This is a genomic window from Legionella moravica DSM 19234 (genome assembly GCF_000423305.1).
Taxonomy (GTDB): domain Bacteria; phylum Pseudomonadota; class Gammaproteobacteria; order Legionellales; family Legionellaceae; genus Legionella; species Legionella moravica.
Genome location: NZ_KE384000.1, coordinates 72,121 through 95,358, shown reverse-complemented (window position 1 = coordinate 95,358; position 23,238 = coordinate 72,121). Strand labels below are relative to the sequence as shown.

The window sequence follows — 23,238 nt, the reverse complement described above, 5'->3', positions numbered from 1 at the left end:
TAAATGTATATCCGTGCCTTTTAGAAATATTATTTTTATTACCTTGATTTAAAGGTTTTATTGAACCCGAGCATAGGGTATTCACGTGTTACGTCTGAATAATTCGCCAAACTTTTGGTGATTTCAATTGAAGGCTGTATAGTTTAAGCCATCTGAATTATTAATGAGATCAAGAGGAAGGAATGATGATACGGCTATCAAAAATTGTACTTGTAGCAGCGGTTTCTTTTTATTGTCTGTTAACAGCTTTTGGCAATATCACTGATTATGCTTCAAATCTTCCTGCTGTAGAGAAGGCATTATCAATGAAGGACGTATTTCCTGGTTCGAAAATCACCTACAGAGCCATTACAACCCCTGAGCTTCAGCATGCCGCTTATATTGGTATTATCAGCATGGAGACATTAACAACCCTTCTTTGCGCTCTGGGAGCCTGGAAGTTGTTCCGAGCCAGAAAAAAGGAAGCTTCTGTATTTAATCAGGCAAAAAGTATGTCCGTAGCCGGTTTAACTTTAGGATTTTTAACCTGGCAGGTTCTGTTTATGTCCATTGGTGGCGAATGGTTTGGCATGTGGATGTCTCCCATGCTTAATAACGCAATAACAACTGCGTTTCATATATTTATTATGATTCTGTCCGTATTGATTTATTTAGTGATTAAAGATGAGTAAATAAAGTGGATTCAATAGGGCATTTTTAAATAATATTTATTTTGGTGTGTTATGTGCTGTTCAATTATACTCAGAAGGTCCTTCATTTCTTGAGGGAGCTTCTATTCATTTTTAATACATTATTCCAATCCTGTACTATGAATTTACAGTGCTTTTGCCTTGGGATTTAGAAGGGAGGGGTTAAATCAATGGATCAACTTTGTCTGAGCATCAGTTAGCTGCTGTTAAATAAATATAAGCCGAATACCCGCAGCGAAGACCGCGGGAACTCGGATACGCTGTGATGATACTCTACATTTCGAATTTCCGCGACTTTGACCGCGGAATCGAGGATAGTCGGGCTACAACATTTATAATGGTGCTAAAATTTTATTTAAATCGGGTTTCTGATTGAGCCTGTATTGATAAACAACATAAAATGCCATGACGTTCTTTAAATAATTTCGTGTTTCCTGCCATGGCAGGGTTTCTATCCATACATCGATCTCTTTAGGAGGATGATTTTTTAGCCAATACACGACTTGCCTTGGTCCAGCATTATATGCTGCGGCTACAAGCACGGGATGATTGCTAAATCGTTTGGTTAGTTGTTGAAGATATGCAATGCCAATATTGATGTTTTTGTTCGACAGGAACAATTGTTTTTGATCGTTGTATTGAATTTTACTCATTTTAGAGACCAAACTGGCAGTTTGAGGCATAACTTGCATTAAACCCCTGGCTCCTGCGGTTGAGACTACATCTTCTCTAAATCCGCTTTCCTGACGAATGATGGCATAGACAAATTCAGGAGGAATTGAATACTGATTTGCATAGGATTTAACCGTGGATTTATAAGCGAGGGGGAATCTTAAGCTTAGTTGGTTATTAAGCGTATCATTGTTACTTAAATAGACTGATTTACCGTGCCATCCCAGTTCACTGTCAACCCAATACACCAAAGCACTGGCCTCGTCTTTGGGCAGCTCGCTAATGAAATCATTCAGTAATCTGCTTGCTTCAACAGTTTGTTTCGAAAGGTACAGTGATTTAATTTGATCGATAATGGGTTGATAGGGCTTTAAGGCCGTTAAACTGGTCGTTGCTTTTTCATTTTCAAAATTAGGAGTTTTCTTTAAGCGTATACTGGCCAGAAAACCATAGTATTGTCTGCTTTTAGCCAGAGATTCATAAATTGCCTTTGCTTCCGTTGTTTTTCCCTGAGCCTCAAGGGAGCGAGCAAGCCAATATTGCCAGCATGGCGTATCTTTATTTTTAGAGCTGTTAATAAATTGAGCAACATGTTCCCAGTCCTGATTTTTTAATGCAAAACGGATCTGCCAATCCACCAGTACATCGTTGTAATACTCGGGTTTGACTTTTGCAAACCATTCCATCGCGTCTTCATGGTTTCGCATCGCTTTATAGAGGGCTACATGAGCTAAAAACGCCTGTTTTTGGGATTCATTTAATAGTTTGTTGGTTTTTGCCTTTTCCCATAGGGTTATTGCTTTATCCATATTGATGGACACCATGCGTTTTAAACCATAGAGATACAATTGGGCATTGATTTCGCCAGGGGTGAGTTTGCTTATATTTGCAGGATTTTGGTGAACGTCGGTTAATGATTGTACTTCTGCAATTTGAGGTATTTTATACTGTTTTAATAGATAACGTGCCAGTTGAATATTGCGTTTATCAAGAGCAAGAGTGATGCGCTGGGTAATCAAATTTTGATCGAAATTATCGTTTTTCAGCATCAAGTCAAATAAAGTATTGCAGGCAGGAGGACGTGAATCACCTGTTAGCCAGATAGGAGTCGATTCGTGTAAGGCTTGCTTTTCCATTCCTAAATTAAATTTTGCGATTTGATCATAACACTGCAGATTGATGTCGTTAGTGGGTTGGTAATAGCTTACATAAGTTGCCCAATTTTTGGTACGAGCTAATTCATAAAGCCATTTATCACGTAATTTGTTGGATAGAGGGGTTGTACCTTTTACGAACTCAAGGAATTCAGGTGGCGGATTAATGGGGAGATTCTGGTACCAGGCCATAAAGGTGTTAAATCTATCCATGTAAGCTTGGCCCGATAAAGCAAAAGCAGAGAAAGTCCAAATCAGTCCACACAACAGCCCAATAATTTTGTTCATAGTTCCTCTTGCAAAACCTGAAAGAAAAAAGCAGCTACAGTTTAAATGTTTGCTAATGCCTCACGCATATTTTTTATGGTTTCATGATAACTGGTGCTATTGAATATAGCAGAACCGGCAACAAACTGGTTTGCTCCAGCGCGTGCCAGAACAGCAATATTGTGTGTAGTCACTCCACCATCGACACACAGATCAAGTTGAGGATAAAGCTGATGTATCTGGGTGATTTTACTGATCACTTCGGGAATCAATTTTTGTCCACCAAAACCAGGGTTCACCGTCATGACGAGGGCAAAATCAAGATGATGTGCAATCCAGGTAAGATGATCAATGGCTGTTGCAGGATTAAGCACTAACCCCGCTTCACAACCCAGACTTTTAATTAATTGGATGCTGCGATCCAAATGGATTGTTGCATCAGGATGGATGCTAATCCTTCGGGCTCCCGCTTTGGCAAATGACTCAATCAATGCGTCTACGGGAGTTGCCATCAGGTGTACGTCAATAGGGAGATTGGGAAAACGTTTTACCAATGCGTCGCAAAAAGTAGGGCCAAAGGTTAGGTTGGGTACATAATGATTGTCCATGACGTCAAAATGAATGTAGTCAGCTCCAGCACTCATCACTGACTCTACCTCCTCCCCAATTCGAGTCATGTCAGCAGATAAGAGGGAGGGTAAAATTTGGTAGCTCATTATGTTATTTCAATAAAGATAATATGTGTATATCATATGCTGTCTGCGAATAACATTCCAGATACACGCTCTGATTCTCTGAATCAGATGAGTCAATACTGGAAATGATTGGTTCAATTTTTGAACTGAGTATTGAGTATTTGTTCAAGTTATGGCATAATAATCTATGATTTCTGCCCTTGTAATTTTTAAAGTTACCCCCATCTAGTGGAAATTATTGTGATTCAACTCATGTTTTTAGGGAGTGTTTTATGAGTCAAAATTGGCCTACCAGAGACAGAGATTTGCAAACTGCTCGTGTGATTATGGAAGAGTATGCTAATGATCGCGAGAGCGATTCATTGGGACTTTTTGAAATAGTAGTGGATCAAATCGAAAAGAGAATGAATTTTCGGTTATCAGGTTGGGTGGTTATATTAGCCAAGCACTTTTCATCGATGTATGGTGCCAGTCAGGGTGATTTCGTTACCCGACAGGTGATTAGCCGTTGCATTACACAGGGCCAGACCGTCCACTAATTTAGGGTGTCAAAACTCTCATTCATGGTCAATGTCATCTATTTTGCTTGAGTTATTGAATTGAATAAACGCTTGATTGCAGCCATTCTCAGCACTTTTTCCTGAGAATGGCATGTCTGATGAGCTCTTTTTAAAATTCAGCCAAATATCTCTTGTAAGATAATTGGTATTCACTGGATTGCTCATACTGTTGCAAGGCCTGATTGATTGATGGCAGTAAATAGCTTTCTTCTTGATTCACGGCTATACCTAGTCCATAACCGTAGACTAAGGGTTTACCTATTACTATAAACGCCCCGGATGAGTTGGCTGCCCAGTACAAAGCTGTAGGATTATCAAAGAGGACATAATCTACGTTGCCTTTTCTTAAGTCTTCAAGCATTACTTCGGTATTGGGATATTCTATAACCGTAGGATTAATGATGCCCATATCCTTGATTTGGTCTTTAAACACCGTAGCCACAACAACTCCAATTTTTTTATCTTTTAATAATTGTAGACTGAATGCTTGCTGAGCTTCATCGGTTTGATTCGTAAGAAATCGTGAGTAGCTTGATAAATAAGGATTACTAAATCCCATTTTTTGGGAGCGTTCGGCAGTAATTGTGATTGAACTGACGGCTATATCTACTTTTTGATCTTCAACAGCTTCCAATAACTTTTCAAACTTCATCGGTACAAAATTACAAGTACGTTGCATGATTTTGCATAGTGAATTGATCATATCAATATCAAAGCCGTAGAATTCCTTATTGGAACCTTGCATGACAAAAGGGGGGGTAAAGCCATCTATACCGACATTGAGTGGTTCTCCTACAGCGTGTAATGGTGACATCAAAAATATTAGAGTACTCACCAGGATGCAACGTAATAAGTTCATAGTTGGGTTTTCACTTTTAGATAAGTTCTATATATAGAGTATAGCGAGAATACGCTGAACTGGAACAGTTATTTTGGGGTTTCTGCCAGTTTTCTGAGGAAATAAAATCCGAAAGCAACGTGATTGATTCAATTGAGGTCTTTATTAATTATTGAGGGAGTCAAGGACAATATGTTGTAATGCCACCAGGTCATAAGGTAGTCTTGAAGCTATATTCTAATCATGATTTCAGATTTGTCTATGACACAGCACGTTCTATTCTCCGAACTTCTCGCCTCAAAAGCATGGTTTATTGAAAAACATCTATCGAATCTTGAGCATCCATTAAAAGAACATGTAGAACAATTGCTTTTAATCAGTGATTATTCCTGCCGACAAATTAACGTGCTGGAGCGTTTATTACAGGAGGATGATTGCAGTTCTTTGTTACTTCGGCAGGACTATTTTGATGCCGTTAATCAATGCAATATAGAGTCAGCTCAGCCTCTTTATTTGAGAGATTTGCGTCAGTTTCGAAACACTCATTTTTTACGGTTACTACTGCTAGAACTTGCTGGAATCGCCAATACCGAAGACGTATTGCGCTCCTGGTCTGATTGTGCTGATGCAATTATTGTTCATGCTTTGCGCTATTGCAGACACTCATTGTCGTTGCGCTATGGTACGCCTCGGAATGAGCTGGGTGATGAAGTTCTTTTATATGCTTTGGCTATGGGAAAACTCGGTGGTAGGGAACTGAATTACTCCTCAGATATCGATTTGATTTTTGCTTTTGGGGAAGTGGGTTCAACTGATGGTGAAGAGGCCATAACCAATCAGCAGTTTTTTAGCAAGTTGGTACAACAGTTTATTCATATTTTGCAAAACGTCACCCCAGATGGATTTGTATTCAGGGTCGATTTAAGACTTCGCCCCAATGGAGATAGTGGGCCTTTGGTTTCAAGCCTCGCCGCAATGGAAAACTATTATCAGGAGCAAGGCAGAGACTGGGAGCGGTATGCTATGGTGAAAGCTCGAGTCATCACGGAATCGCTTAATGAGCCTGTTCCCTGGTATGAACGATTGATCATCCCTTTTGTCTACAGACGATATGTTGATTTTAGTGTTATTGAATCTTTGCGCAGTATGAAATCAATGATTGAGCGAGAGGTGCAGCTTAATCCGCGACTTGATGATATCAAGAGGGGACAAGGAGGCATTAGAGAAGTTGAGTTTATCATTCAGAATTTTCAATTGATTCGTGGCGGACGATTACCTCGTTTGCAAGTTCAAAATACAATGTCGGCACTTGATGTATTGAAACAGGAAAAACTGCTTCCGCGTAGTGAAGCGCTAAGACAAGCTTATCTTTTTTTAAGAAAACTGGAAAATGTATTACAAAGCCTTGGGGATCAGCAGACTCATTCGTTGCCTGATGAACCGATAAAACAGGCACAGATAGTATTGGCTATGGGGTTTGCTCAATGGGATGATTTATTAGCCAAATTACAACAATATCAACGCATTATTTCTAATTCTTTTCATTCTGTTTTGGGAAAAGTAGATGATTATGAAGATGAGAAACGAGTGTTGGCCAATCAGTTATCCAGTCTGTGGCAGGGACACGTAGAACAGAGTATGGCAATTAACCTGTTGACCAGTTTGGGTTTTGAAAACGCGCCACATTGTTATCAAATGATTCATGCATTCCGACATGGTCCACGTTGTAGAAGGTTATCTCAGGGCGCGCGGATCAGGCTGGATCGATTTATGGTGATGTTGTTGTCCGAGCTGACTCATTTTACCAATACGGATGAAGTATTATTACAGGTAATGCATTTACTGGAACATATTGTAGGTCGCAGTGCTTATCTGGCTTTATTGACCGAAAACCCAATGGCATTACGAGAGTTGTTGTTTTGGCTAGCTAACAGCCCATTTATTACTTCTTTATTTGTAAATCAGCCGTTTTTGTTAGAGGTTTTGTTAGATCACGAGGAACACTGGCGTCCAGAATCTCGACAACAATTAGAGTCAATCATCACTGAGAAATTGTCTCACGCAGAGGATATTGAGCTTCAAGAAGAAATTTTAAGGCAATTTAAGCTCACTCATTGGTTATTGGCTGCTCGTGCCGAGCTTAATGGTTCAACGAATGCAATCAGGATTGGCAAGTATCTGGCTGATGTCGCTGAAGTAATCGTTACTCAGGTGATGAATATTGCGTGTCAGCAATTAAGTCTCCGTCATCCGGAGATGTCCCAAATAAAATCGTCTTTTGCCATTATTGCTTATGGAAAATTAGGCAGCCGGGAAATGAATTATTCATCTGATCTGGATTTGGTATTTCTTCATATGGCTAAACCTGAGGAAGAGGCTTTAATTACTCGATTGACCCAAAAAATATTACACATGTTAACAACCCGAACGCAATCGGGTATTTTGTATTCCGTTGATACGCGCCTTAGACCTTCGGGCTCAGCGGGTTTATTGGTAAGTACCATTGATGCCTTTGTTGAATATCAAAAAGCACAAGCATGGACTTGGGAACATCAAGCATTATCAAGAGCACGTATAGTGGCTGGTAATCGCAAAATAAAGCAGGATTTTATGCGATTAAAAAAAGTGATTTTAGGGTTATCTCGAGAAACGTCTTTTTTGCTGGAAGAGGTATTGGCCATGAGGGCTAAAATTGATCAACTTCAGGATCTTGACCCAATCAAACATGCTCCCGGGGGGTTGTTGGATTTAGAGTTTTTAATTCAGTTTTTAGTGCTCAAAACCGGTGACCTGCGATTCGCGCGATACACTCATACTTTGAGTCAACTGGAACAGTTATTTCTAATTCATGTGGTAACAAAAGAGCAATTGACTGTTTTAAAGGATGCTTATCGACATGATCACCATCTCCTGCATCAAAAAATACTTCAGCCTGGAATTGAGTACAGTGACGAGAGAAATAAAGCGGTGTTGGCTGTTTGTAAGGAACTTTATAATTCCTCGCTTTCGCGAGGATAACTGATAAACCAGAGGGGCATTCAGGAACAGGTTGTGGTTGGTTCAAACCCAACGTGCCAACAACCCCAGGTTTTGGAATTTATTACTTCACTTCAGCATACAGATCGTAATCGTCACTATCGACAATAGTGACTTCAACAAAATCACCGACTTTAAGATGTGCAGTTGGTGGAAGATAAACCAGCCCATCAATTTCAGGTGCATCTGCCTTGCTTCGTGCAATAACCTGATCTGCCGTTATTTCATCAATAAGAACGGTTTGAGTACTGCCAATTTTGTTTTCCAATTTATTTCTGCTGATTTCTGCTTGTAATTGCATGAAGCGATGGTAGCGGTCTTCTTTAATTTCTTCAGGAACGGGATCTGCCAAATCATTCGCTTTGGCTCCTTCAACTGGCGAGTATTTGAAACAACCCACTCGGTCTAGCTCAGCCGCTTCAAGGAAGCTCAATAGTTCAGAAAATTCTTCTTCTGTTTCTCCTGGAAAGCCGACGATAAAGGTTGAACGCAGGGTAATTTCGGGGCAGACTTCTCTCCATGCTGCAATCCGTAATAAGGTATTTTCACTACTGGCAGGTCTTTTCATTGCTTTTAAAATACGAGAGTTAGCATGTTGTAAGGGGATATCCAGATAAGGAAGAATTAAGCCATCTCGCATTAAAGGAATGATCTCATCGACGTGAGGATAAGGGTACACATAATGTAAACGAACCCAAATACCCAACTCACCCAATTGTTCACACAAATCATAGAAACGGGTATTAACAGTTTTTCCTTGCCATTCAATGGGCTGATAACGAGTGTCAACTCCATACGCGCTGGTGTCCTGAGAGATGACCAGAATTTCGTTTACTCCAGCTTCTTTTAGTTTTTTAGCTTCTGTTAACACTTGGGTCAAGGGGTAACTTTGCAATTTGCCGCGCATGGTAGGAATAATGCAGAAGGTGCATTTTTGGTTGCAGCCTTCAGAAATTTTCAAATAGGCATAATGACGGGGTGTTAATTTAATTCCTTGTGGTGGAACAAGCTGAGTAAAGGGATCCTTTGGAGGTGGTAAATGTTGATGCACTGCATTCACTACTTCTTCATAGGCATGAGCTCCACTGATATGAAGCACATCAGGACAAGCTTCCTTAATGATGTCGGCTTTGGCTCCAAGACAACCGGTTACTATAACCCGACCATTTTCTGCCATGGCTTCCTTTACAGTATCCAGAGATTCTTTAACGGCACTGTCAATGAAGCCGCAGGTATTAATGACAACTACACCTGCATCCTGATAACTGGAAACCAGCTCATAACCTTGAGCACGTAATTGAGTGATGATTCGTTCCGAATCGACCAAGGCTTTGGGACACCCTAAACTGACAAACCCTACTTTATGATTCATAAAATTCTATCTGTAAAAAAATTGTACGGATTATACCGCAAATCAGCTTTGGTTGTCGACAATTTCCTTCACTTCAATGGTTCATACGCATTGATTAATTTGCCACTATTTCAATTGAAGCGTTATAATCAATAACAGACCGCTTTGTAAAGATGGCATTGAAAGAGCTGAATAACGGTCAGTTTCAGCAGGATGTTTGCGTATAAAATCCATAAATAAGGGACATAATATGAAGCAAAGGAGTATATGGATTGTATCCTTGATTTTATTTTTTTGTCCGTTTCTAAGTTCATGTACTCAACAGAAGCCACTATATCAAACAACAGGCTATGTTGAATCCTCTTTGTTTTTTGTATCAAGTCCTGTTGGTGGGCATTTAAAAAAACTATTTGTCCATGAAGGGGATTCCTTAGATAAAGGCGATTCCATTTTATCAATTGAAGATCAACACCCAATTAAAGCACCAGCAAAAGCAACGGTACATGAAATTTTTTATCAAATTGATGAATTAGTTCCTCCTAATCATCCAATTGTCAGTTTGTTACTTCCCTCCCAGATGCGAATTATATTTTATGTGCCTGAGACGCATCTCAACAAAATAAAAATAGGGAAACAGGTGTCTGTTTTAATAAAGGATCAAAAATATCCGGTTACAATAACGTACCTGGCAAATCAGGCAGAGTACACACCGGATGTACTCTTTAGTCAAGAGAACAGCCATAAATTGGTTTACAAAGTGAAGGCTGATGTGAAGACTTCCAAGTTAAGAAATGCAGTAAAAATTGGTCAGCCTGTGGAAGTGGATTATGAGTAATCCTGGCTTAAGCGAATCGGTTATTGAGGTGAGTGGGCTTTCGAAATCCTTTAATGGGATCAAGGCGGTAATCGATTTAACTTTGCAAATTCAAGCGGGAACCATTTTTGGTTTTTTAGGAGCAAATGGCAGCGGAAAAACGACTTCTCTGCGCCTGCTGAGCGGTTTGCTTGTACCTGATCAGGGAAAAGGGCGTTGTCTTGGTCTGGATTTATTTACTCAAACGAAAATGATTCAGGCGCAAATAGGGTATATGCCGCAACAGTTTTGTCTTTATCAGAATCTGACTGTTTATGAGAATCTGGATTTTATTGCTCGAATTTACGGATTAAAAAATAGAAAGGCTCGTCTGGATGAAATTATTGATTTACTTCATTTAGGAGAAAAGAAAAATCAGATTTCCTGCACCTTGTCTGGAGGATGGAAACAACGGATTGCTTTAGCCGCTGCTTTATTGCATTCTCCCCGAATCCTGTTGTTGGATGAGCCAACCTCTGGAATTGATCCTCAATCCAGGGTATTAATCTGGAACCACATACAGGATCTGGTCGGACAAGGTGTTACGGTATTATTAAGTACTCATAACATGGATGAAGCAGAACGATGTCATCAACTTGCCTATATGTCTTATGGTGAACTATTAGTTAATGGCTCCTCAGTCGATATTATTCGATCCTCCAGGTTGTATTCATGGCGAATAAAAGGAAGGAATCTGGCTGAACTTAAATTATTATTAACTAAAAATTCAGCACCCATGCAGCTAATTGAAAAGGGAAGTGAGCTGCGTATCAGTTCGTTGCATCCTGATGTTTTAACTCAGTTTGATCCGTCCATTTTTTTCAATTATGAAGTTGAAGCAACCGATACTACTCTGGAAGATGCGTTTATTTTTAAAATTCAACATGAGGAACCTTGAAGATGAGGTCCGGGTTTTCAGTTTATCGTTTATGGGCGATCATGCGCAAAGAATTTATACTCATGAAGCGCGATCCTGCAACGATAATCATTATGGCCATTTTACCTTTAATATTGGTATGTATGGCGGGTTATGCGATTAATACCTATCCCAAAAAAGTTCCCACAGTATTGATTAATTTAGACAACAGCGAGATAAGCCGAGAGCTCATCCGGAGTATGGAGCATACTGAATATTTCAAATTTGTTGCCTCTACCGTAAGTAATGAAGAAGCGTATCATCTGCTCAGAACCAGGGATGCCCTGTTGATAATTACTATACCCGCAGATTTTTCCAAACAATTGCGCCGTCAGGAAAATCCTGCTCTGCTTTTGGAGGATGGAAGCATTGACTCTATTTCTACGGGAAGGGCAATAATCGCTCTTGCAGGATTAAAACAACAGATGTTAGAGAAGATATTTCCCGGGACAACTCATGCTCTGGAGCATCGGCCCTCAATTCAGCTTATTATTCATCGTCCTTATGATCCGGAGCGTATTACTCAGATTTATGTTGTTCCTGGAATGATTGGCCTGGTACTGATGTTAACAATGTTGTTGATCACGGTTATTATTGCGTTTCGTGATGTACAGGGAGGGACTATTGAATATTTGTTAGCTTCACCTTCGCATCCATCTGAAATTTTATTAGGGGAAATCCTGTCTTACATTATTATTGGCTACGTGCAGTTAACTTTAGGATTATTGCTTTCATATTACTTGTTTAATATTCCCTTTATCGGTAATCCCCTGTTGCTGTATTTATGTGCCTTGCCCTACATCATTGCTGAATTATCATTAGGATTAACCATAGCGACTTTTTGTAAAACTCAATTTGAGGCTGCACAGATTGTAAATGTATTTATTGCTTTTTCAATCATATTGACTGGATTTGTTTTCCCAATTTTTGGTATGCCAGAATGGGCAAAAATTATTGGATTGTTTTTGCCTCTGACTCATTTCTTTAAAATTTTATTTGGTGTGATGTTGCGTGGTAATGATTTTAGTGAAATTTGGGCCAATTTATGGCCTTTGTTAATTTTCTGTACGGCCATGATTAGTCTGGCAAGTTTTCGATTTAAACGTCAGTTCAAATAAACGCAATAAGCAGATTTTCGTATATGTTATATCCTTTTAATTGCCTCATAATGAGTCGTTTGCATCCGTTTGCCCAGAAAATTGGCGTAATAAAATCTAAAAAATAAAATTGTATTCAGTGCCAGTATGAAAAAACCTTCCATGATGAGATTTGGGTAGAAGGGCAGCAATTCATGTTCCAGGCGTTCCCAAATGAGATAGGAAGTAAGTCCTGGGATACCGATGACCGAAATTCCTGTAATTAAGATAATAAAGTTGGATTTGGTTGATTTAAAAAAGCGGCCAGAGAAATTGATGGGTTTATATACCGTAACGCCATTATGCAACAAATCAAACAGAAAATAAGCCAGAATGATGAGGAATACCCATTCGAGATATAAAGTGGTTTGATGGATGTGTTCAAATAATAAAGTAAATACAGTCAGTGTTGAGGTTAGAATGATTATAAAAAAATGTCCTGGTTTGTATTTGTATAATGTGGCAATGAAATTAAAACTTAATCCAAGCAGCAGCAGGCTTTCGTCCAAAAATCCTATCTTGATGTGTAGCAAGAAATAGATACCAAGCTCAAAAGTAAAAAACATGGCGAGGCTTATTCGTAAGTAATTTTTTATCGTGTTGGTTTTGGTTCTTGAGTTCTGTAATCCCAGAAACAATTCAATACCGTGGATGAGCATTCGTGGAATAAAAAATTCATGATAGGCCAGTTTGTAAAAATAATCGTGCATTTTTTGCGGAATCAAGATGCTGGAAAGCGATCTGTGTTTGAGATGCTCTCTTCGTTTTTCAATGCTATGGTGTTGATAAATGAGCGAAGGTGATTTGAGAAACTCAAAGGAGCGGTATATTCCATTTGCTATTCCATGAATTAATGCCAAAGTATAAAAACCCAACAAAATTTCAATATAGATGAGGCCCAATTGGGTGATAGAAGCATAAGCAATCGCATTTTTTGCATCGGTAGCTTGTTTACTCATAAGACTGGTGAGTATCGTTGCTAGAAGGATGAATCCTGCCGCCACGATAGTGAATGTCAGGCTGGTATTGGGATGATGCATACTGATGTTCAAAAAGATGAACATGGGGATATGAGTCGCAATTCCGCCATAAAAGATGGCACTGGATGGAGTTGGCCCCTCCATGGCTCTGGGTAACCAAATCCAGGGGAAAATACTCGATTTAATTAAGCAAGCGATAAGAATAAAGAGCTCAGCGATTGGATTGTCAATTTGTGTATAGATATGACTGCCAAAATAGGCCGAAGAAATAAGTGCGGTGTAAAAAATTACATCAGCAATTTTATAAATGACCAGAATGATCAGAGAGTTCTTTAATACGGACTTGCGGTGCTCATAAAAGGCAATCAGCAATACTGATGATAATCCAAGTAATTCCCATCCAATAAAGATACTTTCAGAACTGCTGGTTAATACCAATAGCGATACTGCAAGCTCGAGTATGTAGAGTAGAGAAAAGAATTTATAGAAATAATAATCCCGGTGAAGATAAAAAGAAGAAAAGCGAGCAATCAGAGAAATCAGGCTGATACAAAAAATAAAAAAGGCGATGGAGTAGGGATTCCATATTATTTTAAAACTATCAGAAAAATATAAAAAATCATCGATAGTGATTTGAGAAAGATGGTGGTTCAGAAGGAGAATGAGCAGCACATGAATCCCATCGAGAATAATACCTGAGGTAACCACCAGTCTTACTCTCTTTTCGCCTAATGAAATGGGCGTTTGACCACTAAATATCAATACCAGGAAAAATCTTAATAAAGAAGAAACAGTGAAATAATAAAAAAAATATTCTGATAAAAATTTATTCATGATCTGAGGTGTCCAAAGCTGAGGTGGTGTGCATGATTAAATACATCTTCATCCTGATGAAAATAAGTTGGAGGGAAGCTGGAATGTTTGATGGGTTCAAACAACCCATCCTCATAAAGGTATACTTTTTTATCTTCTGTATTGTGAACTGATAATTTAATCCAGCGGTTATTGGCCAATTCACTGAATTCACCTGGTGTTGTTAACACTTTTTGTAATGCAGGTAAAGAACAGATGACCAGAATACATAATCGGATGGGTTGATGTATTTCTATCATCTGACTGGAGAGTCCATTTTGTAGGTCGCTCTGATATCCATTCATGACACCGATTAATGACGTGACATTATGAGGGAGCTTGGTACCGCAGCCATAAGTTTCATTATCGATGTAGCTGAAATAATATTCGAGATTTATTCCGGCGCAAACTGGACCGGCTGTATTGAGAATTTTATTCAGGATGATACCGTCCTTGTCCTGAGCAGGATCATAGGAAATTAGAAATGAACGCCTGTCCAGAAACAGATTTTTGGAGTGGCTTCTCGGCCCAATAATACATAAGGCATTAGTTGAATGACCATACTCTGGTCGAGGTTGGCGTAAATCAATGGAACGTTCTTGTACTTTGCGATGATAATAGGCCGGAGATTTGCCGAACGGTACTGATGAAAAACGCCGGCACCGTTCTTTGGCATTTAATTGACTGGCACGTTTGATTCGGTTCTGAATGGTTTTGAAGTCAGATTGTATTTTCAGGGGGATATCATAATAGGAAATACCATCACTGCAGGTATTATGATAGGCACCAATAAATGTCGTGTGGTCTGGGATGGCAATAGCTCGTTCCTTAAGACGTTCTCTGACCGTGGGTTCATTCAGCAAAAGAGCCATCAAGCGAGAATTCGCTCCTCCTCTACCGCCTCCGCAGGCACCACAATCATAGGCCGCTTCATGAGGATTATTCAAACTGGACGATCCATGCCCCATAATAATGACATAACGGCCAAAATGTTGTGTCAAGCCTATCGCTGATAATAAGTTGTAAGCCAGAGTGCTTCGTGTTTCCAAATCCATTCCTGATGGACAGTCCTCTTTTTTGTAGACCAGTTCGGTATGCACTGTATTATTGATTAATTGAGTACAGGAGTGTTTGATTTTTGCGGTCAGACGAGGGGAAATGATATCCAGGCTAAATGGGATTACTTTGAGAAAGCAGCTTAAAAATGTATCAACAGAACTGCGAAGAATGGTTTTTGAACTTAATACGGAAAGCCATAATAATTCGCCCCATAGAAACAAGGATTTAAGCCCCATCGCATTATTTACTGTTCCGTTCTCGGTGATGAGATATTCTGGTTTGGCATTAACTGGACACAGTGCTCTGGTATGTTTATCAAAATAGCCTTTAAATTGAATATTTAAACCGAAATGCCCAGCATAGCCAAAGGTTTCGCAGGTTGGATCCCTTTCCAGGTATCGTCTGAATGACTCTTCTCGCTCATCAAGGCAGCAAATTATTTGATACTCAGGAGGTATTTCAGTGGGTGTCGGTGATTGGGTAACGTAGGCATTAAAGAAATTGTTATAGAAGGTGCGTTCAAATGATCGGTGCAGAATTTCCTGTCGCGATTTATCATCCAAAAAAGGCAGCGCTTGAATAAAAGCTGAGTGCAGTTCCGGGTGTTTAAAGAGCTTGTTGAAAAAATGGTGGATAAATTGTTCTGAATGAAGGTAACTTGATTCGAATTTTGGAACAGTCGGCAGGTTTTTTGTGATGGTATTGATGGCGGCCCATTCACAGATCATAATGATCGTCATGAGTTCTGTAAAACAGGGTTTGATGTCGGCAACTTTTATCCATTCAGGATGGTGGTTTAAACTTTTTATCATCCCCGACCATCCTTTAAAGCGATAGGCTAAATCAAAAAGATAGTCTGGCAGATCTTCAGCATCAATCTGTAATGCTTCAAGGAGTTCCAGCATTATTAATGAAGGACTCATTTGGCCGTAGTTATTAATTTGCTGGCTTAATGAGTTTAAAAAAGCAGAATCAACAAATGAGGACGACTCATAGAGTGCTCGGAAGCTTGCCCACATTCCTTCCTTTTTATTCGTCATTGACCAATAGGCTGAGCCAAAATCAAAGTAGGTGGCCATGAATCGTAATAAATGAGGCGCGATAAAATGATCAATGTCTATCCCTGATTCCTCACGCAGTGCATAGTGATAAAAATATTTTTTTGTTTGTATAAAATAATTTCTAACCGACTCGCACTCCTGCTTATCCAGGTAGTGATTCGCCGTTTCACTCTGGATTAACAGTCGGTACAGAATGTGATTGGGGATTTGGAGTTGGTGCTCTTTGATGTAGCAGTCAATTTCATAAAAGAGATCAGATTTATTAATGCCTCTATTGGCATACTCTTGCCAGTAAAATTCTTCTGGCATGAACGCATTGCATTGATAATCCAGTGCTGCCTTTTTTACTGCATCACAGAAATCCAGATGCTGATAATGATGAATGGTATTATGGTGAACAAAGTATTCAAGAGGTCCTTGTTCAGGGATCAGCTCCATAGCGTGATTGATTGAATCAATCAGTAACTCCTGTGTCATTTTCATGTTAACCCCAATACATCCTGGTTGAAAGCTCATGATTGTAGAGCGGTCTTAAATGACCGACTCCTGAAATTTGTAACAAAGTATTATCGGACAATTCTCTTAATGCATACAATTTTGTCATGATGGTATGATCAATAAAATTGCTGTCACTCAAATCAACGATGACCGGATTATTATGGGATGCTGCCTGACTAATCAGTCGTTTTAATTTGAGATAGGCCACAAAGGTTAATGGGCCTGATACATTGATTGTTGTTGCATCAGAAGCGTGTATTATGCTTACTTCGGGTCTAAACAGAGTATTGATACTGTTGCCGCGAATCAGGTGGAACAATAATTTTAAACAGATGCCCGCTAGAACGCCAGTCAATAAATCAGTCATCAGGGTAACGAGGAACGTAGTGATGAACAAAAGAAATTGATCACGGCCGATTTGGTATGCGTGAATAAATGCCTTGGGTGAGGCTAATTTGCACCCCACAAAAATCAATAATGCGGCTAATGCAGATAATGGGATCAGGTTGATGTATTGTGTCAAAGCAACTGCTGCAATCAGCATAAACACCCCATGAAAAAAATTAGCTCTGATTGTTTTTGCCCCATAATCCACATTGGCTTTGCTGCGAACAATTTCGGCAATCATGGGCAAACCGCCTATCAAAGAAGAACATAAATTGGCAACTCCTATACCCAGTAAATCTTTATTCAAATCGGATGGTTTTTCAGGCTTGGTGATTGAGTCAATGGCACAGACGGTGAGTAGGGATTCAATGGAGCCGACCAAAGTAAACATAATGATGTATTTCGCGCTGGTCAGGGTAAAAAGATAAGAAAAATCAGGGAAATTGATGGCCTGCAACAGATGATTGGGCAAACTCACCAACAGACTGTGATCCAGAATGTAGTCATTATAAAACAAATGATAAGTGTGGGAGTCTTTTATATCGAAATACAGGGACATAGGAATAGTGGTTGCCACAACGACAATAGATGAAGGAATGAAACTTAATTTTTTTAGTTTGGGCCAGAAGAGTACAATACCAAGAGCTATCATTCCGATACATAAAATAACGGGATTTGAATTGCCTAATTGCATGGGCAAGTTCTCCAATAGCCCAAAGATTGAAGCGTTATTGGGGTGTTCACCGATAAGGACATAGGACTGTTTGGCAATGATGATGACGCCTATGGCTGCAAGCATGCCATGAATGACTGAAGGGGGCATGATTTCAGCGATGACGGCTTTTTTCCTTAATGCAATGAGGATTTGCAGAAGCGCTGCAATGACCCCAATGGCTAATGTACGCTTATAACCAAGAAATAAATCGCCCTGACCAAGCTCCATTACTGATCCAAGAACAATGACAATCAACCCGGCAGCAGGCCCTTTAATGGTTAATTTCGCCCCTCCGAAAAAAGACGTTATTATTCCGCCTAAAATTGCTGTTAAAATTCCGGCACTTGGCGGAAATTGACTGGCCAAAGCGATGCCCAGACACAGAGGCAGGGCGAGTAAAAACACACTAAATCCTGCGATTAAATCCGATTTAAAGGCATTCATTGTTGATCTCACGAAATGAAGTTAACGCTTGCTTTGCATATTTTATGCCAAGGACATTATCGCATTTTGTGTTGGGTTATCAGCATACTATGAAAAAGAACAGAGCAATCCGGGAGCACGGTTTTTTTTCCTGGATTGCATTGTTCAATAAGCGAGACGATATGTCAGGAGTTGTGGTTTATCTGATTTAAGTTGTGTAAAAAATCATTTGCTGAGCTTTCACCAACCAGCTTAAACTCATTGAGTTCTTTTCCTTGTGAGTTAAAAAAGACAAAAGTTGGCGGAGCAACTACTTGATATTCATTCATGATGGCTTTGTTTTCAGTATCATTAGCCGTAACGTCAATTTTAATGATTTTAAAGTGATTTAATGCTGCCAGGACATTGGGATCCTGGAAGGTCGTTGCTTCCATAACCTTGCAGGAGGCACACCAGTCTGCATAAAAATCGAGCATGACAGGCGTTCCTTTTGCTTGTTCGATTTCTCGCTTGATGGCAGCCAGTGTTTTGGGTTGATTTGGTGTCTGTTGCGCAGGGCGTATTGTAGCCGCTTGCAGATTTGCCAAAGGTTGTAATGGATTGGTTGACCCCATGCTGGCGCCAATCAAAATGAGCAAGCCATAGCCCAACATGATGATTCCTGCTCCCTGGCAGAATTTTTCTTTACTGGAGACAGAGTGCGTTAAAGCTCCTGTATAAATACCGGAAAAAATGAGTAAACTTCCCCATAACCCCATAGTTAGTCCAGCAGGTAGAATACGCTCCATCAGATAAATGGCCACCGCGATGAGCAAGACGCCAAAAAATGCTTTCACTCCATTCATCCAGCTTCCTGTTTTGGGCAGCCATCTTCCGGCAGAAGTTCCAATGAGCAGCAGAGGGGTGCCCATACCCAGGCTTAAGAAAAACAAGGTCAGTGTACCTAAAAGAACATTACCCGATTGGGCAATATAGGTTAATACTCCAATTAATGGGGCTGTAACGCAGGGGGATAGAATAAGGGTGGAAAGACAACCCATAATTGCTGCGCCTAAATAGTGTCCTCCTCTTTGACCTCTGCTTGATCCCGCTATTTTAGCTTGCCAGGAATCAGGGAGTTTAAACTCATAGAAACCAAACATGGATAAAGCCAGTACTATAAAAATAAGGCTAAACAGGCTGATTGCCCATGGCGATTGCATGCTGATTTGCAGATTGGCGCCCAGTTTTGCAACGATTGCTCCGACTACAGCATAAGTGATGGACATACTAAGGACATAACTTAGCGAGAGAAAAAAAGCCTTTTTTGTCGTGACGTCTTTACCATGACCAATGATGATTCCCGATAACACCGGAACCATGGGCAAAATACAGGGTGTAAACGATAGCAGTAAGCCAAATCCAAAAAAAATAAACAGTATGGTTACCCATCCATTATTTTCAAATACCTGCGCTATTTCGTTACGCGGTGCCTTGGTGGTGATTTTGGCATCATTTGATGATTGTTCCAGAGTAACCAGTGAAAGGGCTAGTTGGTCATCAATGGCTATTTTGATTTGTTTGACTTCAGGAGGATAGCAGAATCCATCATCAGAACAGCCTTGATAGTTCAGATTCAGAATGGTTTCACCTGGTTCTTCCCCCAGAATTGCGACCGGAAGAACGAGTTGATTTCTGTAAACATCATAAGTATGCCCCTGCTTGTCTGTTTTTTTCAGGGTTGGAGGAAAACGCAAGGTCCCTAAATGAATGTTACTGTCTTTTTGTTCTGTTAATTTGATTCGGTCACCGTATAAAAAATAATCGGGTTTTATTTCCCACTGGATTACAAAAGTATTGGGATCGACTTTATTTACATTCACCTGGAATACTTCCGATGCAGGAAGAGGGTCAGCATTGGCGAGCGAAGTAATAAAGTAAAGTATTGATAATAAAAGCCATTTTTTCATGCTTTGCCTTTATACAGTAAAAAGTTAGTCCTCATTGTAGTGCGAGTATCGATAAAAGCGAAAATATTTTTTGTTTTTACCCTTGAAAGTTTTATTCTCGGCCCCATATGCCAGTCATCAGGATTGTTTGCCAGTTGGCAGGCAAGACACATAAATCATAGTTTAATTAAAATCAGGAGATAAAAGTATGAAAATTCGTCCTTTACACGATCGCGTAGTTGTTCGTCGTATGGAAGAAGAGCGTACCACTGCCGGTGGTATTGTTATTCCAGATAGTGCTACTGAAAAGCCCATGAGAGGAGAAGTTGTTGCTGTTGGCGTTGGCAAAGTTCTGGATAACGGCGATGTTCGTGCTTTGGCAGTAAAAGTTGGTGATGTAGTACTGTTTGGCAAATATTCTGGTACAGAAGTTAAAATTGATGGCAAAGAATTAGTCGTGATGCGTGAAGATGACATCATGGGTGTAATTGAGAAGTAATCTAATCTAATTGTTTAAGGAGATTGAGTAATGGCTAAAGAATTACGTTTTGGTGACGATGCTCGCCTACAAATGCTTGCTGGTGTAAATGCATTGGCTGATGCCGTACAAGTGACCATGGGTCCACGTGGCCGTAATGTGGTATTGGAAAAGTCTTATGGTGCACCTACTGTCACTAAAGATGGCGTATCTGTTGCTAAAGAAATTGAATTTGAACAACGCTTCATGAACATGGGCGCTCAAATGGTTAAAGAAGTGGCTTCTAAAACTTCTGACACTGCGGGTGATGGTACAACTACTGCTACTGTTTTAGCACGTTCTATTCTTGTTGAAGGAAATAAAGCGGTTGCTGCCGGTATGAATCCAATGGATCTGAAACGCGGTATAGACAAAGCAGTATTGGCTGTTACTAAAAGATTACAAGAGATGTCCAAGCCTTGTAAAGATACCAAAGCAATTGCACAAGTTGGTACTATTTCAGCTAACTCTGACGAAGCTATTGGTTCTATTATTGCTGAAGCAATGGAAAAGGTTGGCAAAGAAGGCGTGATCACTGTTGAAGACGGCAATGGTCTTGAGAATGAATTATCTGTTGTTGAAGGAATGCAATTTGATCGCGGTTACATTTCTCCATACTTCATCAACAATCAACAAAACATGACTTGTGAACTGGAGCATCCATTCATTCTGTTAGTTGACAAGAAAGTTTCCAGCATTCGTGACATGTTGTCAGTTCTTGAAGGCGTTGCAAAATCAGGCCGTCCTTTATTGATTATTGCAGAAGATGTTGAAGGCGAAGCTTTGGCAACTCTGGTAGTGAATAACATGCGCGGTATTGTTAAAGTATGTGCTGTTAAAGCGCCTGGCTTTGGTGATCGTCGTAAAGCAATGTTACAAGACATCGCGATTTTAACCTGCGGACAAGTTATTTCTGAAGAAATTGGCAAGAGCCTTGAAGCGGCTACTCTGGAAGATCTGGGTACTGCCAAACGGATTGTTGTTACTAAAGAAAATACAACCATTATTGATGGTGAAGGTAAAGCTGCTGAAATCAACTCACGCATTACTCAAATTCGTGCTCAAATGGAAGAAACTACTTCTGACTACGATCGTGAGAAATTACAAGAGCGTGTTGCCAAATTGGCTGGTGGTGTTGCGGTAATTAAAGTTGGCGCTGCTACTGAAGTAGAAATGAAAGAGAAGAAAGCTCGTGTAGAAGATGCTCTTCATGCGACTCGTGCCGCTGTTGAAGAAGGTATTGTTGCTGGTGGTGGTGTTGCATTGATTCGTGCTCAAAAAGCTCTGGATGCACTGAAAGGTGATAATGATGACCAAACTATGGGTATCAACATTCTGCGTCGTGCTATCGAATCTCCAATGCGTCAGATCGTAACTAACGCTGGTTACGAATCTTCTGTTGTTGTAAACAAAGTTTCTGAACATAAAGACAACTATGGATTCAACGCAGCAACTGGTGAATACGGTGATATGGTTGAGATGGGTATTCTGGATCCAACTAAAGTAACTCGTATGGCATTACAAAATGCAGCTTCTGTTGCAAGCTTAATGTTAACCACTGAGTGCATGGTTGCAGATTTGCCTAAGAAAGATGAAGGCGCTGGTGCTGGCGATATGGGCGGCATGGGCGGTATGGGCGGCATGGGCGGCATGATGTAAGCTACCCTGCTTCTCTTAAAAACCCGCCTTTGGCGGGTTTTTTTTTGATGACATGAACAGCTGGGCGTTTCGCCCGATATTTCTATGTATACCGTTATTAATTTTGCTTTTGGAATTATGGACATGCATCAAAGTCGATTTGTTTATGGTGATCATTGATTGGGGATTGCGGAATCCGTTTACAAATAAATTGAAATAGGTTGTTTTTAAGTCATTTTAAACTATTATTAATATCATGATAATAAATAAGGGATATATTATGAGCAGCGTGATTAAAAAATTGGAAGTGGCTTTGGCTGATACTTATGCTTTATATCTTAAAACTCAAAATTATCATTGGCATGTCAAAGGCCCCCAATTTAAGAGTTTGCATGAGCTTTTTGAAATGCAATATAAAGAATTGGCGGAGGCGGTAGATCAGGTTGCCGAGCGAATATTGATTATGGGGCATAAGTCGCCAGCGACTTTTACCGAGTTTAATCAATTGAAAACCATCAAAGACGGTGATTCAAGCCTGAGCGCTAATCAAATGGTTATTGAATTGGCCAAGGATAACAGTACCTTAGTCAATGATTTAAATCAGGCTATCAAAATTGCCCAGGAGAATAATGACGAGGGAACGGTTACTTTATTAAGCGATCGTATCGCCGCTCATCAAAAAGCACATTGGATGTTGACTGCGTCAATTGATTCAAAATAATTAAACGAACATTAGGGGGGGCTATCTTTATATCGTGGTCACATATCTGCGTTGATAAAATAATATATTGTTCAATGGGGTTGGGAGAATATAAAGAATGCAAAAGGTGGAGCCTCGGCCTTAAGATCCCCTCATCCGCCTGTCGGCACCTTCTCCCGGAGGGAGAAGGCCATTGTTAGCTAGATCTCACTGGAATTGCCTTTTCTCCCTTTTGGATAAGGCCATTGGTTAGCGAGATCTCACTAGAATTGCCTTCTCTCCTTTTGGGAGAAGGCTACTGGTTAGCAAGATC

The 23,238-nt window shown here is 40.0% G+C and carries 17 protein-coding genes; 9 read left to right on the top strand and 8 right to left on the bottom strand.

Annotated features, from left to right (window positions below; translation table 11 throughout):
• Positions 1-182 precede the first annotated feature (182 nt).
• Entirely contained in the window at positions 183-671 is a 489-nt protein-coding gene (locus G543_RS0112310; protein WP_028384791.1) for a DUF2165 family protein, read from the top strand.
• Between the two features lie 350 nt (positions 672-1,021).
• On the opposite strand, the gene G543_RS0112305 is transcribed toward G543_RS0112310, so the two are convergent.
• Positions 1,022-2,803, bottom strand: coding sequence for a transglycosylase SLT domain-containing protein (locus G543_RS0112305; protein ID WP_028384790.1), 1,782 nt, complete (start codon positions 2,801-2,803; stop codon positions 1,022-1,024).
• Between the two features lie 41 nt (positions 2,804-2,844).
• Complete coding sequence (gene rpe, locus G543_RS0112300) at positions 2,845-3,498, bottom strand: ribulose-phosphate 3-epimerase (RefSeq protein ID WP_028384789.1); 654 nt, start codon at positions 3,496-3,498, stop codon at positions 2,845-2,847.
• A gap of 251 nt (positions 3,499-3,749) precedes the next feature.
• Here rpe and G543_RS0112295 point away from each other — a divergent pair, with 251 nt between their 5' ends.
• Positions 3,750-4,016 carry a hypothetical protein gene (locus tag G543_RS0112295; RefSeq protein ID WP_028384788.1) on the top strand — a complete coding sequence of 89 codons (267 nt, stop codon included), beginning with the start codon at positions 3,750-3,752 and terminating at the stop codon, positions 4,014-4,016.
• Between the two features lie 130 nt (positions 4,017-4,146).
• Here the strand turns inward: G543_RS0112295 and G543_RS0112290 are convergent, their stop codons facing one another.
• The gene (locus G543_RS0112290; protein WP_028384787.1) at positions 4,147-4,896 is read right to left on the bottom strand and encodes a transporter substrate-binding domain-containing protein; all 750 of its coding nucleotides are present in this window, start codon (positions 4,894-4,896) and stop codon (positions 4,147-4,149) included.
• Between the two features lie 240 nt (positions 4,897-5,136).
• Here G543_RS0112290 and glnE point away from each other — a divergent pair, with 240 nt between their 5' ends.
• On the top strand, positions 5,137-7,893 hold the full coding sequence (gene glnE / locus G543_RS0112285; RefSeq protein WP_028384786.1) for a bifunctional [glutamate--ammonia ligase]-adenylyl-L-tyrosine phosphorylase/[glutamate--ammonia-ligase] adenylyltransferase: 2,757 nt from the start codon (positions 5,137-5,139) through the stop codon (positions 7,891-7,893).
• An 82-nt stretch (positions 7,894-7,975) separates the two neighbouring features.
• On the opposite strand, the gene rimO is transcribed toward glnE, so the two are convergent.
• Positions 7,976-9,283: a 30S ribosomal protein S12 methylthiotransferase RimO gene (gene rimO / locus G543_RS0112280; RefSeq protein ID WP_028384785.1), complete on the bottom strand. Its 1,308-nt coding sequence runs from the start codon at positions 9,281-9,283 to the stop codon at positions 7,976-7,978.
• 229 nt (positions 9,284-9,512) lie between these two features.
• Here rimO and G543_RS0112275 point away from each other — a divergent pair, with 229 nt between their 5' ends.
• Genes G543_RS0112275 through G543_RS0112265 form a run of 3 tightly spaced genes read left to right on the top strand, consistent with a single transcriptional unit; the run spans position 9,513 to position 12,149 of the window.
• A complete protein-coding gene (locus G543_RS0112275) occupies positions 9,513-10,097 on the top strand; it encodes an HlyD family secretion protein (protein WP_035922222.1) in 585 nt (194 codons plus the stop codon).
• Positions 10,090-11,013, top strand: coding sequence for an ABC transporter ATP-binding protein (locus G543_RS0112270; RefSeq protein WP_028384783.1), 924 nt, complete (start codon positions 10,090-10,092; stop codon positions 11,011-11,013). Before G543_RS0112275 ends, G543_RS0112270 begins: the two co-directional genes overlap by 8 nt.
• A 2-nt stretch (positions 11,014-11,015) precedes the next feature.
• Positions 11,016-12,149 (top strand): ABC transporter permease, encoded by a 1,134-nt coding sequence (locus tag G543_RS0112265; protein ID WP_028384782.1) that lies wholly within the window; start codon positions 11,016-11,018, stop codon positions 12,147-12,149.
• 26 nt (positions 12,150-12,175) lie between these two features.
• On the opposite strand, the gene G543_RS0112260 is transcribed toward G543_RS0112265, so the two are convergent.
• The 4 genes from G543_RS0112260 to dsbD all read right to left on the bottom strand — a co-directional run bounded on the left by G543_RS0112260 (position 12,176) and on the right by dsbD (position 20,091).
• On the bottom strand, positions 12,176-13,981 hold the full coding sequence (locus G543_RS0112260) for a proton-conducting transporter transmembrane domain-containing protein (RefSeq protein ID WP_028384781.1): 1,806 nt from the start codon (positions 13,979-13,981) through the stop codon (positions 12,176-12,178).
• Entirely contained in the window at positions 13,978-16,602 is a 2,625-nt protein-coding gene (locus G543_RS0112255; RefSeq protein WP_162145893.1) for a putative inorganic carbon transporter subunit DabA, read from the bottom strand. The genes G543_RS0112260 and G543_RS0112255 overlap by 4 nt, the downstream gene beginning before the upstream one ends.
• A 1-nt stretch (position 16,603) precedes the next feature.
• A complete protein-coding gene (locus G543_RS17865; protein ID WP_051190693.1) occupies positions 16,604-18,163 on the bottom strand; it encodes a SulP family inorganic anion transporter in 1,560 nt (519 codons plus the stop codon).
• 164 nt (positions 18,164-18,327) lie between these two features.
• Entirely contained in the window at positions 18,328-20,091 is a 1,764-nt protein-coding gene (dsbD, locus tag G543_RS0112245; protein WP_028384779.1) for a protein-disulfide reductase DsbD, read from the bottom strand.
• Between the two features lie 187 nt (positions 20,092-20,278).
• On the opposite strand from dsbD, the gene groES reads away from it, so the two are divergent.
• From groES to G543_RS0112230, 3 genes are all read left to right on the top strand, one after another.
• The gene (gene groES / locus G543_RS0112240) at positions 20,279-20,569 is read left to right on the top strand and encodes a co-chaperone GroES (protein ID WP_028384778.1); all 291 of its coding nucleotides are present in this window, start codon (positions 20,279-20,281) and stop codon (positions 20,567-20,569) included.
• Between the two features lie 30 nt (positions 20,570-20,599).
• Positions 20,600-22,246: a chaperonin GroEL gene (gene groL, locus G543_RS0112235; RefSeq protein WP_028384777.1), complete on the top strand. Its 1,647-nt coding sequence runs from the start codon at positions 20,600-20,602 to the stop codon at positions 22,244-22,246.
• Between the two features lie 259 nt (positions 22,247-22,505).
• Complete coding sequence (locus G543_RS0112230) at positions 22,506-22,946, top strand: Dps family protein (protein WP_028384776.1); 441 nt, start codon at positions 22,506-22,508, stop codon at positions 22,944-22,946.
• Positions 22,947-23,238: the final 292 nt, after the last annotated feature.